Annotated in this window: 17 protein-coding genes and 1 pseudogene; all 18 read right to left on the reverse strand. The window is 41.0% G+C overall.

The features are described from left to right. Positions 1–131: 131 nt before the first annotated feature. Positions 132–776 (reverse strand): PrsW family glutamic-type intramembrane protease, encoded by a 645-nt coding sequence (locus tag LIQ05_RS15080; RefSeq protein WP_226822026.1) that lies wholly within the window; start codon positions 774–776, stop codon positions 132–134. After that, a complete protein-coding gene (locus LIQ05_RS15085) occupies positions 773–1,387 on the reverse strand; it encodes a hypothetical protein (RefSeq protein ID WP_196027539.1) in 615 nt (204 codons plus the stop codon). The genes LIQ05_RS15080 and LIQ05_RS15085 overlap by 4 nt, the downstream gene beginning before the upstream one ends. Then, entirely contained in the window at positions 1,377–1,718 is a 342-nt protein-coding gene (locus LIQ05_RS15090; RefSeq protein WP_226822028.1) for a hypothetical protein, read from the reverse strand. The genes LIQ05_RS15085 and LIQ05_RS15090 overlap by 11 nt, the downstream gene beginning before the upstream one ends. An 11-nt stretch (positions 1,719–1,729) precedes the next feature. Continuing rightward, complete coding sequence (locus tag LIQ05_RS15095) at positions 1,730–7,468, reverse strand: MBG domain-containing protein (protein WP_226822030.1); 5,739 nt, start codon at positions 7,466–7,468, stop codon at positions 1,730–1,732. Beyond that, positions 7,465–7,656 (reverse strand): hypothetical protein, encoded by a 192-nt coding sequence (locus LIQ05_RS15100; RefSeq protein WP_226822032.1) that lies wholly within the window; start codon positions 7,654–7,656, stop codon positions 7,465–7,467. Before LIQ05_RS15100 ends, LIQ05_RS15095 begins: the two co-directional genes overlap by 4 nt. Before the next feature lie 139 nt (positions 7,657–7,795). Next, on the reverse strand, positions 7,796–8,338 hold the full coding sequence (locus LIQ05_RS15105; protein ID WP_118575144.1) for an RNA polymerase sigma factor: 543 nt from the start codon (positions 8,336–8,338) through the stop codon (positions 7,796–7,798). Between the two features lie 58 nt (positions 8,339–8,396). Next, positions 8,397–8,687, reverse strand: a complete 291-nt coding sequence (locus LIQ05_RS15110) for a hypothetical protein (protein ID WP_226822034.1) — start codon at positions 8,685–8,687, stop codon at positions 8,397–8,399. Positions 8,688–8,950: 263 nt separating this feature from the next. Further along, positions 8,951–9,337 (reverse strand): annotated as a pseudogene (locus tag LIQ05_RS15115) (hypothetical protein); the annotation flags it as partial. 365 nt (positions 9,338–9,702) lie between these two features. Further along, a complete protein-coding gene (locus LIQ05_RS15120; RefSeq protein WP_226822036.1) occupies positions 9,703–10,935 on the reverse strand; it encodes a tyrosine-type recombinase/integrase in 1,233 nt (410 codons plus the stop codon). A gap of 11 nt (positions 10,936–10,946) precedes the next feature. Then, on the reverse strand, positions 10,947–11,198 hold the full coding sequence (locus tag LIQ05_RS15125) for an excisionase (RefSeq protein WP_226822038.1): 252 nt from the start codon (positions 11,196–11,198) through the stop codon (positions 10,947–10,949). Positions 11,199–11,212: 14 nt separating this feature from the next. Beyond that, positions 11,213–11,449, reverse strand: coding sequence for an excisionase (locus tag LIQ05_RS15130; protein WP_226822040.1), 237 nt, complete (start codon positions 11,447–11,449; stop codon positions 11,213–11,215). Then, positions 11,430–11,660: an excisionase gene (locus LIQ05_RS15135; RefSeq protein ID WP_008789355.1), complete on the reverse strand. Its 231-nt coding sequence runs from the start codon at positions 11,658–11,660 to the stop codon at positions 11,430–11,432. The genes LIQ05_RS15130 and LIQ05_RS15135 overlap by 20 nt, the downstream gene beginning before the upstream one ends. Before the next feature lie 91 nt (positions 11,661–11,751). Further along, positions 11,752–11,973 (reverse strand): excisionase, encoded by a 222-nt coding sequence (locus LIQ05_RS15140; RefSeq protein WP_002587855.1) that lies wholly within the window; start codon positions 11,971–11,973, stop codon positions 11,752–11,754. Next, a complete protein-coding gene (locus tag LIQ05_RS15145; RefSeq protein WP_226822041.1) occupies positions 11,966–12,526 on the reverse strand; it encodes a type II toxin-antitoxin system PemK/MazF family toxin in 561 nt (186 codons plus the stop codon). The genes LIQ05_RS15140 and LIQ05_RS15145 overlap by 8 nt, the downstream gene beginning before the upstream one ends. Positions 12,527–12,630: 104 nt before the next feature. Next, positions 12,631–13,218: a sigma-70 family RNA polymerase sigma factor gene (locus LIQ05_RS15150; RefSeq protein ID WP_226822043.1), complete on the reverse strand. Its 588-nt coding sequence runs from the start codon at positions 13,216–13,218 to the stop codon at positions 12,631–12,633. A gap of 566 nt (positions 13,219–13,784) precedes the next feature. After that, a complete protein-coding gene (locus tag LIQ05_RS15155) occupies positions 13,785–14,510 on the reverse strand; it encodes an ImmA/IrrE family metallo-endopeptidase (protein ID WP_002594700.1) in 726 nt (241 codons plus the stop codon). 130 nt (positions 14,511–14,640) lie between these two features. After that, positions 14,641–15,240 carry a transcriptional repressor LexA gene (lexA, locus tag LIQ05_RS15160; RefSeq protein ID WP_002587849.1) on the reverse strand — a complete coding sequence of 200 codons (600 nt, stop codon included), beginning with the start codon at positions 15,238–15,240 and terminating at the stop codon, positions 14,641–14,643. A gap of 188 nt (positions 15,241–15,428) precedes the next feature. Then, positions 15,429–16,196, reverse strand: coding sequence for a zinc ribbon domain-containing protein (locus LIQ05_RS15165; RefSeq protein ID WP_002594697.1), 768 nt, complete (start codon positions 16,194–16,196; stop codon positions 15,429–15,431). Between the last annotated feature and the right edge of the window lie 59 nt (positions 16,197–16,255).

Genomic DNA, 16,255 nt, shown 5'->3' on the forward strand with positions numbered 1-16,255 from the left:
AAGCGGTTCCAACAATAGCAAAACCCTGCAAAAGCAGGGCTTTGTCTACAGTCTGTAATGCCCTGCAAGTTTACTTGCAAGGGCATTTATTTTTGCTATTTTATTGGGCGACAGCCTCTTTCAGATTGATTTTATTCAAATTCAATTTTCTTATAAAACCGCGATTTTTTAACGACCAGAAGGGCAAAGATTAAAAATATCGGAAACAGATATCCGATCAGATTCCATCTGCCTTTTGCTGTGATCAGTATATTATAAATCCCATGAAAAACCACACAGGCCCCAAGTGCACCGATGGTCCCAGTAACCATAATCCACTTCTTTCGAAATACATAAGCAATTCCACAGCTGAGTGCAATTCCGCACAGAAGATGAAGGGAACCAGCCGATACTCCACGGATCAGAATATCGTAAAAATCAGCTGCACCGTTTTCTGTAAGATAACATACGTTTTCAAATGTAGCAAATCCAACCGCGATTCCGATTGCCGGAGATATCACCTCCTGTTTATCCGGTTCAAATACCAGCAGATAAAACAAAAGCGGAAGAAACTTCATCACTTCCTCGCACACAGGAGTAATTTCCATTACAGCGGCGGCAGTGCATGCATGGTAATATCCGGCAAAAAAGCTGCTCACATAAGCTGATAATAGGCAACATCCCATTCCAAGAATCACAAATGTGGTAAATGTCCGTTGCCTCCCTTTTCGGAATAGCATGCTTAAGATAAGCGGAACTGCCAAACACAGGAAAATATTCTCAATATAGTAACTCATTCACGCTCAACCTCTCTTAGAAGGGCAAAATACATGGACGCCATCGTAAGTGTCAGCACCATATCTACCACAAAATAAAAATTAAACCGGGTATAATCTGATAAAAATTCAGATACGATGTATAATGCAACCTGCAGCCAGGATACAAGCAGCAGGATTGAGTCCAGCAGATGTTTCTTTCGTTCTCTTCTGATCACTTCCATACATCTAAGAACAATTGTCCCTTCTGTAACGGCAAAGCAAAGAGAAAAAAGCAACGCTGGCCCGAATATCTGAAAAACAAAAATCAAACACATAATCAACACCGCACAGAAAATGGAAATAACACCTGGAAAATTTCCCTTTGTGCTTCTTCTGGATAAAGAAAGAGATAGAAAGAACAGATATGCCGCCAGCCAGGAGATTTCCGCCACATAAAAGATCTGTGGGATATCCCCGGTAATGATGAGATGCAGTACATAGTAAAGTGTCCCCATCATAAAGCAGCCATAGCCGCCTGCAAGGAGCAGAAAATCTCTGCTTTTCCTCTTACAGGCGGTTACGGCAGAGGCTGCCATTGCGCTAAACAATACCAGAACCTGAAACAGGTTATCAATAATTTCAAAATTCATCGAAATGATCCCTTTCTGCTTTTCTATGTAACCGATATAAAAGGACTGTTACGCAGACTCCTATGAAAAAGCAGATTATTCCCATCACGATATACCCCTGTGCACTGTTTGTGCCAAAAATGCTGGCAGCTCCCCCAAAGACACCATCCATCCTTGTACCCTCTGTCTGAGCAGTTATCTGAGGCATTAACATGCCCAGACAGATGATTAGGAGCACACAGGCAGCTGCACATCCCATATCAATGATCCGCTGTCTGCGTTTTTTCTCTTTTTTTCGTATTTCCAATGTTCTTTTACGAATCAGTTCCATCCTTTCCTGTTCTGTTCGCATTTCCATTCTCCTTATTTCACTTTTACCTTCACTTTTTTGTACACCCCGTTGTTTGCCAGCACGTATATACTGCAGGTGCCTTTGCCTTTTGCCTTGATTACTCCCGCTTTACTTACTGTTGCCACTTTGCTGTTGGTAGTGTAATAGCGGTAGGAACTGGTGTGGAAAACCAGATTTTTGCTGCTGTTTTCGGCTTTGATCTCGCACTTCAACGTGAAAGTTTTTCCAACTGCCAAAGTAACCTTTTTCTTATTCACTTTAATGGAAGCCACGTTTGTTGTTGCAGCCTTTTTCATGGCAACATGTACGCCATTGGATTTGGCAATATAGATCTTTCTTCCTTCCACCATTTTATAAGCAGCAATAAAGTACTTATATTCACGGTCTTTCTTCAGCTTCTTATGGGTTATGGAAAGTTTTCCATTTTTGACAGTTCCAACTTTTTTATAATTTATACTGCCATCACAGTAGCGCCAGTAAACATCGTAGCCTGTTGCACCAGTATATTTCTTCCAGGAAAGAACAATGCTGTTCTTCTTTGCTTTTCCTTTTGCCAAAAATACCGGGAGTTTCAGACGGTAAACATCTTTTCCTTTCAGTTTTGACTGGTCAGCCTGCTGGATTGTGAAAGTACCTTTCTTAAATGTAATCCTATAATTCGGGTTGGCGCCTGTCTTCTGGGAAACTGTGACCGCATAGGTTCCCACTTTTTCACCAGCTTTTCGTTTCACAGTAATTCCGGACAGGGTGTCTTCTCCTACCAGACCGTCTGCTGTATAGGTAAGGACAGGATCTGCCCCGCCAACGATCTTCTTTAGATTATCAGCTGTTGCCGTTATCGCCTTTGGAGCAACGGTTACTGTAACCGCTTTCCTGTCTGCAGTATAATTCGCACTCTCAGAAAGAGATACCGTCAAAGTTGCCGTTCCTGCTCCAACAATCGTTACCGTACCGTTCTCATCGACAGTTACAACCTTGTCATTACTGCTTGCATAAGCTTTTAAACCATCGCCTTTATTGCTTACTTCCAGCTTAAAGGCTCCCTCACCATAACTCTTATCTGACACGGCAGCTGCACTAAGCCCTGGGTTTGCTTTTGTGACAACAAACTCTGCGGTTGCGCCTTCTTCTTTCAGGTTATAGTTGCTGTCTGTAATAGACACGGTTACCGTATAAATTCCTGCGAGAACCGGTGTCGCGGTTCCATTTACTTCTGTTCCATCGTTTGCTTTGCCTGTATAAATCAAAATAATCTCTGGTTTGTCTTCTCCTACCAGACCATTCAGAGCTGCGATTGCCGGGGTAATGTTTCCTTCATAGGTTCCGCCGTTTGGTGTGATTGCAACGGTAATCTCTTTCGGATTGATTGTAAAGGTTCCCTTATTAAACTTCACATTATAATTCGGGTTCGCACCTTTTTTCTGGGCTGCTGTAATCTCATAGATTCCTACATTTTCACCCTCAGTTCTTGTCAAAGTAATGTCAGAAAGGCTGTCGCCATCTGCCAGACCTTCTGCATGGTAAGACAGCTTTCCGTCTTTCTCCCCATAAATCTTGGAAGCATTGCCTGGGGTTACGGTTACTTCTTTCGGCGCAACGGTTACAACCACTTCTTTGGAAACCGCAAGGTAATTCTGGCTTTCATCCATGGAAACTGTAATCTTAGCGGTTCCTGCATTTTTTATGGTTACAGTTCCGTCTGCGCTTACTGTGGTAACATTTTCGTTATCACTTGTAAAATGAATACCGGACTCTGTATCTTCTGCATTTGCTGCAATTTTGAACACTGGATCTCCGTAAGTTACTTCATAAGTAAGCTTCGTCACCACAAGGCTATGATTAATCTTTTTAACAGTTACGGTAACTTCTTTCTGATCTTTAGTATAGTTCGCGCACTCTGCAAGGGAAACTGTTAAGGTTGCTTTCCCAGCCCCAACAATGGTTACGGTTCCATTTTCATCGACTTTTACAACCTTGTCATTACTGCTCGCATAGGATTTAGAACCGTCACCTTTATTGCTTACTCCCAGCTTAAAGGCTTCTTCTCCATAATTCTTGTCTGTCACAGCGGAAATGCTTAACTGTGGATATGCCTTTTCTACTATAAATTTAGCAGAACGTCCCTCTTCTTTCAGGCTGTAGTTGCTGTCGTTGATGGAAGCAGTCACCGTATAAGTTCCTGCCTTAGACGGTACTTTTCCATCCGCTGGTGTACCATCATTTGCTGTACCAGTATAAGTCAGGATGATTGCAGGATCATCTTTTCCTACCAGTCCGTTTAAAATGGCTGTTGCCGGGGTAATGGTTCCTTCGTAGATTCCACCGTTTGGTGTGATGGTAACGGTAATCTCTTTCGGATTGATATCAGCTGTGGTACTTGTCTGCTGTCCGTTAGCAGCCAGAACATAGTTATCTGCTGAAACGCCGCCCAGTACCAGATTTGTGATCGTAACTGTTTTTCCTTTGGCTGCATTACTGTCAGCAAATGTGCCTTCTGCACTTACCGTAAGGGTGTCTCCCTTAACCAAGCCTGTAAATACCGCTTTGCGGTAATCCAGTTCTGCATTCGCAGTTCCATCATATACCTTTTCATTTGCGACAATTCCAGAGATTACCACTTCTCTTGGCTTAATGGTATAGGTCTTCGTATCTGAAGCAACGGTAAAATCACCGTTTTCAGGTACACTTACCTTTACTTCATAAGTACCAGCATGTGTCGGAGCTTCTGTCTGCCAGGTTCCATTTACGTTGTATTCAACTTTGACATTGGCATTGCTGTTTGTTGTATATGCCAGATCTGCAGGCTGTCCATCGTATTCCTTACCCAGCGTACCTGTGATTTTTACACTTGCTGTCTGACGGCTGACATTTACTGTAATCTGGCTGTCAGCAGGTTTGTCACCGCCTGTATACTCCGTTACTCCCTGGGGATGATATGCAACAGTCAGAGTATAAGCTCCAACCGCCAACGTATCAAGATATTCTCCGCTGAACGTGATTTTATCTGCGGAAACTGTATAATCCGTTCCTGCCGTTAAAGTGGTTTCTCCATTTTTTACAGACGCTACTGTATTTCCATTCAGCATTACTTCCGCGTCCACGGAAGCTTTGGTTGTTCTTGTGTAGCCGATGGAAGAATCCACTACTACAGAATCTTTAAATACAACCACTCCATCCGAATTGATGATTGTCTGGTTTCCTGCCATGTCTGTAATGCGTGCATAGATCACATATTTGCCGCTTTCTGTCAGGGAAAGTTTATTAGCCGCGTTCCATGTGCCGTTTGCATCATAGGATTCCTCCGCACTGACCGCCTGATATTCTACAGAAGCAATTCCACTGACACTATCCGTACCTGTGATATCAACAGAAACATTATCCTTGAACCAGTAACCATAAGTAATATTCTTTAGGGAACTGTCAAATGTATTTTCCTCGATCCGGATACTGCCTGACGGCATTCCGGTGTCAATTTTGAAGGTTACTGTTTTTTTATCGGTAACGGCACCTGTTGCAGTCTCTTTCAGATAATATCCTGCAGACTGTTCTCCCTGATCCGTGTAATCCCCAAGCAAATCCTTCCAGTCTGTTTTGTCTGTCGATATCTGGTATCCGCTGTCCGGTACAAGTTTCACAAGGCTTATGTACCAGTCATTGTTACCTTTCGTTCCGGAAACCTGCGCAGCCGCTGAACTCTGCAGATAGCTGATGCTCCAGTTCTGGGAAACACCCGTGGCACCGGTAAGTGTATAGTTATCATTTCCAAGGTCTGTTACCGTTGCAGTATAGCTGTCACTTGCTTCTGTCTGTGTATTGCCTTCATAGGCAATTGCAAAAGAATCGCCCTCCAGTGCATTCGCAACCGTCGCCAATACACTCTGCTCACTTCCTGTATAAATCAGATCTGTTTTCGACCAGGTTAAGTTTACCGGAAGTGGTGCGATCGTGAAGGAAGCTTCCGCTTCTGCCCCTGCATAGTTTCCATTCTCCGGCACAACCGCTTTCACATAGTAAGTACCTGCATTCTTTGGTACTCCTCCATTTGTGGCTGCACCATCTGCTGCGGTCGTTATATCTGTACAGCCGGCATCTGTATAGTATGTACAGGTAAATCCGGAGGCGTCGTATAAAGCCGTGATGTCACTTTCACCTGACTTAACTGTTATGCTTGGTGTGTTCGCCTTCTGTCCATAGGTCCAGTCATCCATGGTCACTGTCGGATCAATTTCCATTTTTTTAATCTCAAAATCAGCACTTATGGTCTGGCCGCCAAGCGTGACTTTTACCGTATATTGTCCCGAATTTACCGGTGCGGCACCTTCACTTGCAGCACCGCTGTTGCTGCTGTTGGTCTTCGTGCCGTCTTTCAGATAATATACGATATCCGCTTCATTATCTGTCTGATAAGCAATGCCATTTGTCACGGTTGCTCCGGTATAAGTATTGCCGGAATAGTATGCATCAGCTGCTGCCAGGGTTAAATCTAATTTACCGGGATTAAATTCACAATCTGGCTTCGCCGTACATGTTGCAATGATTTTATCAGCACTTGTTGAATAACTCCATAAATGAAGATGATCACTTACGTACAGACACTTTTCAGTTGTATCATAACTTATAGAATGAGAGCCATCAGCATAAGTAATCCTTGTGCACATCTCCGGAGATGTTCCAGGGGTTGTAATTATATATGGGTATTCAACAGTACCAAATAGATAAATACTTGCAGTCCCTTGGAAGTCATCTTGTATGATAAGTTTTTTTTCGCTGTTTTTCCCCAACAAAATATCTCTACTATTATTTTCAAAGGTTACATTTCCAATCGTAATTGATACATTTTCATCACCACTATTCTCGATTGCCTCATAAAAATTTGAGATTTTTCCGCCAACAACTTTAATGTTTGGTGCCGTTATTCCGCTATCACCTTTTATCTTTGACGATGTAATGGTTCCGCCATACATATTGACAGTTCCTCCGAGAATACAAGGCACATCTCCACTTCCATTATCCAATATCGTTCCATCCTGAATATTTATCGTTCCTTTAAGATCGAACCAATAATTTTGTACAATATTTCCATAATAGTAAATAGAACCAGTTGCATTAAATTTAACATTCTTAAGGTTGACAACCCCTCCATTTCCAATTATGGGTATTGCAAAATCCGTTACACCCTCATAAGTACCGCCCTCAAAAGTAACTGTTGCATCTTTATTATTATTGATCAGAAAAGAATTATTATCAACATTCACCGTATCCTTATTAATAATCGTTAACTCTTTACAAGCATTTTCTATACTAATAAAACAGCCCTTATCATCCCCTGACATATTAATGTTTCCAGTAATCTCCAGAGTAACTTTCTCTGTAGTATCAATAGTAATGACTCCACTCTTACTAGGCTGATATGTTCCTCCCTGTACCGTATACGTTCCTCCAGAAGTGATTGTTACCTCTCCCGTCCCCGGCGAAATCGTATTCGCAGCCGCTGTTCCCACTGCCATCTCACTGCCGCTGCTAAAAAGAGCAACTCCATCCGTAAAGCCTTCTTCCACGGCATCCTCTGCCACAAATTCTTCTACTGATTCAAAGATCACATCCTCATTGTCTTCGCCGTCTCCGAATCCCTGCACGTCCTCTGCCGCCCAGACAAAAGATTCCGGTATCGCAGATGTGGTGAGCATTGCTCCTGCCAGGATCGCGGAAAATAGTTTCCGGCTCTTTTTTGCTAATTCGTTTTTCTTCATTTTGTTCCTCCCTCCATATTCCTGCTTTCTAATCCATTTCCATGTTTTTTCCGCTCTCCGTGAGGGCGCTGCTTCTGTCTGATCCGAAGACAGAATAATGTTACTGCCGTTCCCAGTATAAATGCCCCAAGTCCGATCAGAATGTAACCGCCTGCACCGTTTTGAAGTATTACCGAACCATATCCCATTCTCCCACTGCCCCTTTCCATTTTCTTCTATACTATATAAAAGGCACCAAATCCAAAATCCTCTCACTAAAAATGAAAAAATTTAAAATATTTTATTTTTTCCATAGAAAAAACCGCCACATTTCATCTGTGACGGTTTCTAATACTCAAATCCATTTTTCCCCAGAAGCTCTTTCAGACTCTTTTTCCCTCTGTGAACCAGATTTTTAATCTGGCTTTCTGACCTGCCCATAACTTCTGCAGTGCCCTGGTAGCTCATGTCCTCGAAGTAAACCAGGTACAGAGCTTCCTGGTATTCCGGTTTTAGTTCTTCCATAGCTTCATAAAGCTGCTTCTTCCGTTCATTTTCAAACAGGCTTGTCTCAGCCAGAGCCTCCCCCGGCAGCTCGAAAGGAAGTTCTTCCAATCCAATATATACTCTGTGTTTTTTTATCGCATTTCCTGCAAGACGCCTTGCTGTCTTATATAAATAGGCGCGGAAACTGCCATCCTCCGATACCGACCGCCGCCTCACAAACATCTGCGCAAAGGCCTCAATCATCAGATCCTCCGCCTCATGGATATCCTTCACATAACTGTTCAAAAACAGTACCAGCATATCCCCATGCCTATGCACCAACTCATCTGCCGCTGTTTTCTCCCCATTCCAGAAGCGCTCATACAGGACTTCATCTATAATCATATGTTCTCACCCGAATCCCGTAATTTTTCCCAAGCATAAATAATGAACGACTGTTTAATCAAAATTTATCATACCATATTTTACCACGATTGTCCTGTTTATTTCCAGATATTTCATTTTTTCTGAATAGTCCCAAAGCTAGGGAGGGTGTGACCAAATGGATCACACCCCCTTGTGTAAAACCAATTTCTTCTCCTATCTCAGCAATTGCAAATGCCAGATCAACACCCTCACGTCCAGTTTTATCTTCCACCTGGATAGAAACCTTGTTCTTTTCCAGAAGTTTTCTGACTTCTGACAGTAATTTTTCATCCTGCCAGGCGCTCCGTCCCAGTTCTTCCAGTTCCATGTCATACAATTTTCCTATCATACTGTCCATAATGTTCCGAACCTGCTCTGGTTCCAATTCTCCCTTCTATGAGCATATTTAAACTTTCACACCTTGTTGCAAATTTGAATACACAAAAAAAGAGACCAGAACTCTCATTCCAGTCTCTTCCATTCACATATCTTACCATACTTCTTCAAAAATCTCCGAATGATTGGTACAAAATTGGTACAAACTCTCGAAAATTGGTACAAAGCATAGTGTTATTTTTTGATATTCTTTTATTAATACAGTTTAGCACCAGCTGGTATGTGGTTATCAACCATCAGAAGGTGAAGTTTTTCTTCTCCCTCTTCCTCGTGGATTGCACTGAGAAGCATTCCGCAGGATTCAATTCCCATCATTGCTCTTGGCGGCAGGTTTGTAATTGCGATCAGTGTCTTGCCAACCAGTTCTTCTGGCTCGTAAAATGCGTGGATTCCGCTTAAAATGGTGCGGTCTGTGCCAGTTCCATCATCCAGTGTAAACTGAAGGAGCTTTTTGCTCTTCGGAACTGCAACACACTCTTTAACCTTAACGGCTCTGAAATCTGACTTGCTGAAAGTATCAAAGTCCACATAATCAGTGAACAGCGGCTCAATCTGTACCTTGGAGAAATCAATTTTCTCTTCAACTGCAGGTGCAGCCTGTGCTGAATCAGTGCCATTTTTTGACTTTGAGGAAGCCTTGTCAGCATCAAGAGATCTCATTGTCGGGACGAAATCGTCCACTCACGACTTAAATCCATTTTGTAAATCTTACCGCCTATAAATGGGCTTTTATTCAACAGCTTTACACCATTCCCACTTGTTTCGTGAAGGTAAAAATGAGGTTTGGTGTAAAAATTGGTGTAAATGGTGTATATCCTTATTTAGTTTTGGGTTTTATAGCATTGCTATCAGTCCTGTGTTTCATTCTACCACTTTCTCGTCATAAAGTAAAGAAAGCACACACCGCATCTCTACGGCATATGCTCTCTTTCTGATTCTCTGACTATTTACTGATTAAATTGTAATTCCAACCCCTCAAACTCTGACTTTCTTAATTCCTTTGTTACATCTGTATAGATGTTCAATGTAGTAGATACATCTTTGTGTCCGAGTGCGTCCTGAATGACTTTCACATTCACTCCGGCTTCACACATTCTTGTGGTAAATGTATGTCTGAGAGAATGACAGCTAAAGTGTGGAAGTAAAACCACCGGATTATCATTTTCTAAAAACTGCTTATCATTACAGTTTCGTATAATGCGACGAATTGCTTTATTGAGCGTTGCTTGGTGCTGTGGCTGACCAAAACGGTTTACAAAAATGAAATCCGTATATCCATCAACCGTAGCTTCACAATGCAGTCCAAGAAGTTCCTGCCTTTCTTTTTCCATTAAAAATGCTTCTTTCACAAATTCAAGCATTGGAACTTGTCGCATACCTGCCGGTGTCTTGGTTGTATTCACATTGAAATAGCAACCTTTCTTGCTTCCTTCGGTTCTGTGGTCATAATAAACAAGCGTATGATTCACATCTATAATGCTTTCCTCTAAATCTATGTCACACCACCTGAGTCCGGTCAATTCGCCCACACGCAATCCAGTTCCGACCATAACCGCAAATATTGGATACCAATACTGTGCTTCCGGTGTGTTCTTCAGATAGTTAAGAAAAAGTTCCTGCTCCGGTTTGGTTAATGCCCTGCGTTTTTCAGTCTTAAAACAATGTGATTTTTTCAATTCACGCAAAACATTGTCCGTTGGATTGCTTCTGATATAATCATCATCTACTGCCATTTCAAAGACCTGATGCAGAACGGTATGTATGCTATCAATCGTTGCGGGTTTCAGATGTCTTTCATCAACAAGACTGTTGTAATATCTTTTTATATCAGTCTTTTTTATAGACATTATGAATTGAGAACCAATCTGATTACGCACGAATGTCTCGTACATATATTTGTAATTCTCAAAAGTATTATTCTTTATTCCACGTTTCAAATCTCTCCAAAGTTCATACATATCGTTAAGTGATGTATAGCGAGCTTCTGCCTTGATACCGTCTTTCTTGTCCTTGTCAATTTCATCTTCCTTATATCTTAAATCATCCAAGTTCCTTGCATAAATACAATGTCTTTTACGGTTCTCATCTGTCCATCGGAATTGATAAGTACCGTCTGGACGTTGCGATTCCCCTTTGCGGAGAACCTTTCTTGATTTATCTTTTCTTTTAGTATTTGCCATTGTGTTACCTCCTAGAATTCTGTGCTTGAGTCAATAAACTCCTCTAACTTCTCTCGTATAATTAAAAGCCTGTCGCTTCTTGCAATTCTGAAACTGCAATCCTTATCCATCAATAATGCCTTTAATCTTCGCTCTCCAATACCTGAATAAGCAGCCGCTTCCTCGACCGTAAGACATTTCTTTTCCCAAATCGGTATATCCTCCGGTGGTTGCAATAGCTGTTGCTGATATTCATAAAGTTCAGAACCATCTATTTTGTACATCTACATTCCTCCCCTCAAATAGAACACATCTGGTCTAAATATTCTTCAAATTGTTTGCGTTTAATTAGAGTTCTTTTCCCAATTTTCAATATAAATTGTTTTGCTTCCGGTTGCTTTGTAAGTTCTCGTATTGTTTCTCTACCAATGCCCGTATATACATACATTTCATCAATAGAAAGTGCTATCTTATGCCACAACGGAACGCTCTCGCTTTTACTGGAAAACCACTCATCACTCAATCTGTTCATCATCTGCACCTCCCTTAAATTCCGATGTCTGAATAAATTTCTCGAATGCTTTTCTCTTGATAAATCTGCGATTACCCATCCACAATACAAATGGGCAGGCATATAGATTTGTTATTTCAATCAGTTTTTTCTCACTGATTCCTGTATAAAAAGACGCTTCTCTTATGGTTAATATAGGCTTATGCTCTAATGGCATTTCTTTTTTGCTTTGCATTTCGTCCTCCTTGTATTGATGGCATCAGTATATTCATTTTTCTGCGATAAGCCCATTATGCAATCGGACTCATCGCAGATTTGACTTTTTACTATATTGAATACTGCCTTTCGAGGTATTCCTCAAAGGATTTTCTCTTGATTACCCTGCGGCTTCCTATCCATATCACAAAAGGACAGTCCTCCGATTCTGACATCTCATATATCTTATTGGCACTTATCCCTGTGTAAATTGAAGTTTCCGTTACCGATAAAACAGGTTTTAACCAAAGCGGGATGTCATAACTTACAATTTCATATCTTTTCTTAGACATTCTGACACCCCTTTTCTCTTGCGTTGCACTGTCTTTCGGTAATCACATAATCCCAACCGGTTTGATTGCATTTATCACAATGGTCTTTGACCTTAGCAAACGGGTCAAGGCGACGCACGATATAATCAGGATTGTGAATATAATCTTTCAGGCACTTTTGGCAAAGGCAACGGATATTTTCTTTCTTTTCTTCCTTATAAATCCAAAGTCCGAAAGTCTTTTTAAGCGTTATATTTATCCGCCTTAAAAGCTGCTCATCTTCAATCGTTCCGATGTAATCTCTGAGTTCATCTTTGTTTACTGTCTGAAGTTGCTCCAGTAGAACCATTGACGGCTTCTTGAGTCCAAACTCCTGACCGAGCAGGATATGTGACGGCAGGTATCTTTTCTTGATAACGCCTGTTACAGCAGCCACAATAATTGTTGGTGCGTTTCTGTTATAATCATCTGCCTGAATTACAAGTACCGGTCGTGTTCCGCTTTGTACCGAACCTGTTCGTGTTCCGAAGTCGTAGTAGAATAAATCCCCACGGCAAATTGTTTTTTCTTTCATATGTAAAACCTCACATTTCTAAATATTTTGAAGTGTCATTCGTATCCGGAATGAAATAACCCCTTCACTCATTGCACAAAAGGGTTCATTTTGGACACCCAAAATCAGAGGTTCTTATAAATTTTCTTAAAACTCTTCTTTGCCGCTTCAATAGACTTGCTGACAGAACTGTGATAAGTTCCTTCTTCTGCTGCTATTTCACGACAACTTTTACCCTCAATGACAAGCTTATACAATCTTCGTTCCTGAGCTGGTTTCATCATTGAAAGCACTATTCTAACTTTCTCAATTTCACGCAGACGCTGTAATTCTTTCCTTTCTGCAATTTCTTCTGCTTCTCTGAGTTCAAATGGGTCAACAAAATCTAAGAATGCTTCATTATGGAATTGCTCAAATAAATCATCTTCATAACAAAAAGCATCTAAATGTCTTGCATCTCGCATTTCACATCTATGAGTTTCTCTGTTATCGTCAATAATCACTTTTCCCTGTGCCATAGACAGCAGGACAAATGGAGTGTATCTGCTGATAATATCCGGATATTTATCCCACAGTTCTTCTTCGGTAAGTTCAGTAATAACTGCCCATTTTTCTGTGCCGGTATATCCGTCATATTCATATTTGAGGTTCATAAGTTTGCAATCTCTTGCAAAAAGTTCTTCCTGATTATTTAATTTGTTGTTCTTTGTCATTTCCGTAATCTCCTTGAATTTGAATTTTTGAATTGGTTTGAAATCAAAAATTCGGAGATTACGGGTATTTAGCTATCTGGCACTGCCAAACGGTATAAAACATAAAAGTCCTTTCCCAAGTAAGGGAAAAGACCTAATACTGCACGAAGCATAATCGAATAAAACAGCAACAAAAAAAGCACCGTCGAATCTGGATAGCAAAGAATATTTCTATTCTTCACTTATCCGGCTTCGTACGGTGCTTGGTAGTTTAGCAAATAAATTGCTTATCTCCGCTTACTCGATTAGAAATCGTTTCGATATTTACTTGTAATCTTATCTTCATCGCCTGCAATTCCTGCCATATCCGTTCCTACGGATTCTGCGGAAGTAAGCAAGATTTAAAATGTGGACATTCTTGCATTTCTGACACTTCACACTCAAATGTCCGGTTGCGTCTGAAAAAACTCTTTGTATCCTGAACCCGCAAGTCGGGCAGAGAATATCACGCTCTTTCAGACTTTCTGCTTCTACTCTTGACAGAAGCAATCTCTTTTGTATTTCAGGTGCTACCTGAGTCTGTAACCTCATTGTGAAACACCTCCCAAATTTAACTCATTGGAAATGTACTCAAGGATATTGTGATACTCAAATAGCCCCATATCTCTCAATCTGATAACCAAGGCTGTATAAGATACTCCGATATAAGCTGCCATTCTGCGGATAACTGCTTTATCCTTTGAAGTAATGGTATTATCGCCATAAACTCTTATCGGATTTGACTGATTATATTTCGCCAAGGCATTTTCAATAATTCTTCTCGGCATAAGAAGCGAAGCTCCCATTGTATCTGCCTGCCACTCAACAGACGCAAACATCTGAGCCAGTTCCTCTTTGGAATAACTACGCTCACTGTCATACTCTGCATGAAAGCGTCCTTCACTCGGCATTGCATACATCTTACTCAAGATATGATGTGACGCTTCGTGTGCCATTGTAAATCTGCGACGTCCCTGCTCCTTTTCAGCAAGAAGAAATTTATCAAGTACGATGGTATCTTTCGGGAAAACAAAGGGAATAATTTTTCCGTCCTGATGTACCAGCAGTGGTGTTGCTCCATCTGCCAGAAAACCAATCCTGCCTGCATCATCTTCTGCGAAAGAAGCGTATTCAATTCGTAACATAAGAAATTCTGTAATGAAATGTTCTATGTCGATGGATTGAATCACTCGATTGCTAAACTTATTAGCATAAGCTGTTATCAAGCCTTCGCTGATTTCTTCCAACTCGGCTCTTGACATATAAATACTCAAGTTGTGTCCACCTCCGACTCCACCTTGTCCGGCGGTGCAACTCCTCCGGCAAAGTTCTGTTGTATTTCCGCACTATCCAAATTGATTAGATAGCGAATTCCTTCAAGTGTTCTCATTCGTCTGTCCTCTGCTATAGTTCTTTGATGATGTGACAAGCCACACCCTGAATGCAGCACTCATCTACAATGATGTCTTTCATCTTCTTATTTTCCGGATGGAGAATGATTTTCTTATTCTCATCATCTCTGAAGTAACGTTTCAATGTATTCTGATTATCCACAAGGGCAACTACTATATCGCCCTCATTGGCTTCTACCTGCTTTTTGACAACCACAAGGTCGCCGTCATCAATCCCTGCTTCAATCATAGACTGACCGCTTGCTCTTAATATAAAGAAATCTCCTTTGCCGAAAATAGCAGTAGGAAGTGATACATATTCTTCAATATTTTCTTCCTCATACTGAGGACTACCACAAGGAATAGAACCTACAATCGGTGTCTGTGTCTGTTCGCCACTGTACTTACGGGTCACATTGGTGCGAATCTCCTGCCCGTCGTACTCAATCATATTCTTCTCAGCCATTTCTACCAAGTATTTGTATGCTGTACCTCTGGCAATACCAACAGCTTCAGCAATCTTTGTAGTCGATGGGGATTGTCTGTTTTGCAGGTAATAATCCTCGATATATTTTTTTATCTCACTCATAAGTTCAGGACTCTTGCTTCTCATACCTGCACCTCGCTTTCTTTTCTATCGGAAGCAGTTTGCTTTCGATAGTTTTATTATACCTGATACGAAAAATTTTTCAAGTAGGTTTTTCGCAAAAGAAAAGAGGTGTCGCAATTTGCTAACACCTCAAAATTTCTTTGCTTGCACTGAAATCATTAACTCCAATGGCTTACTATTTTTCTCTATCCTCATCTTTTCTTATACAATACAAGTTCCGGATTCTTACCGTCTTCTTCATAAGTGCAAATAAGAATAAAATCCATATCTGCAACAACGCCGAAACATCTATCGCCGCCGTATTCACATTCAAGCTGATTGCCCAGATATGTCTTTGCCTCATTCAAAAACTTAGCCGCTTGCCCATTCGGAAGCCGGTACTCAAGATTCACATACTTTCCCACAAGGGTATTCAGTTTTTCCACCTTTGGCATTCCGTCAACATTCAATTCGTTAATTTCATTGATTAACTTTTTCTTGAATTCTTCAAACTGACCGTTATCACTAAGCTCATCATATTTCTTCCAGTAATCCAAAGTAGGAAGCAGCTCTTTCATATAAGAACGGGCTTGTTCCTCCGTGAAATTCTCGCTTACCATATTCTTAACACAAACTTCAATCAAATCGTCCATATCATTGTAAGTATATGTTCCATCGGCATAACACCACTTACAATAGTCCTCGTTGAAAGAACCGTCGTGATTGTGTCCGATAATATCATCATCTTCAAGCGGCATTCCGCAGCATTGACAAATAAGCTTTCTCGGTGAGCCTAAAAGTGTATTTATGGAAACATCTAATACTTTTGACAGCAATTTCAATGTTTCCGTATTCGGAACTGTTTCTCCGTTTTCCCAACGTGAAACTGCCTGACGACTTACAAAAACTTTTTCTGCAAGCTCATCCTGCGACATTCCCTTTTGAGTGCGAAGTTCAAGTATAACCTGTTTTGTATCCATTATGCAGTACCTCCCTTACACCTTTATTATAGTCTCACGCATTATCTCAAACAAGCAAC

The sequence above is a fragment of the Blautia glucerasea genome, assembly GCF_020537505.1.
Taxonomy (GTDB): Bacteria; Bacillota; Clostridia; order Lachnospirales; family Lachnospiraceae; genus Blautia_A.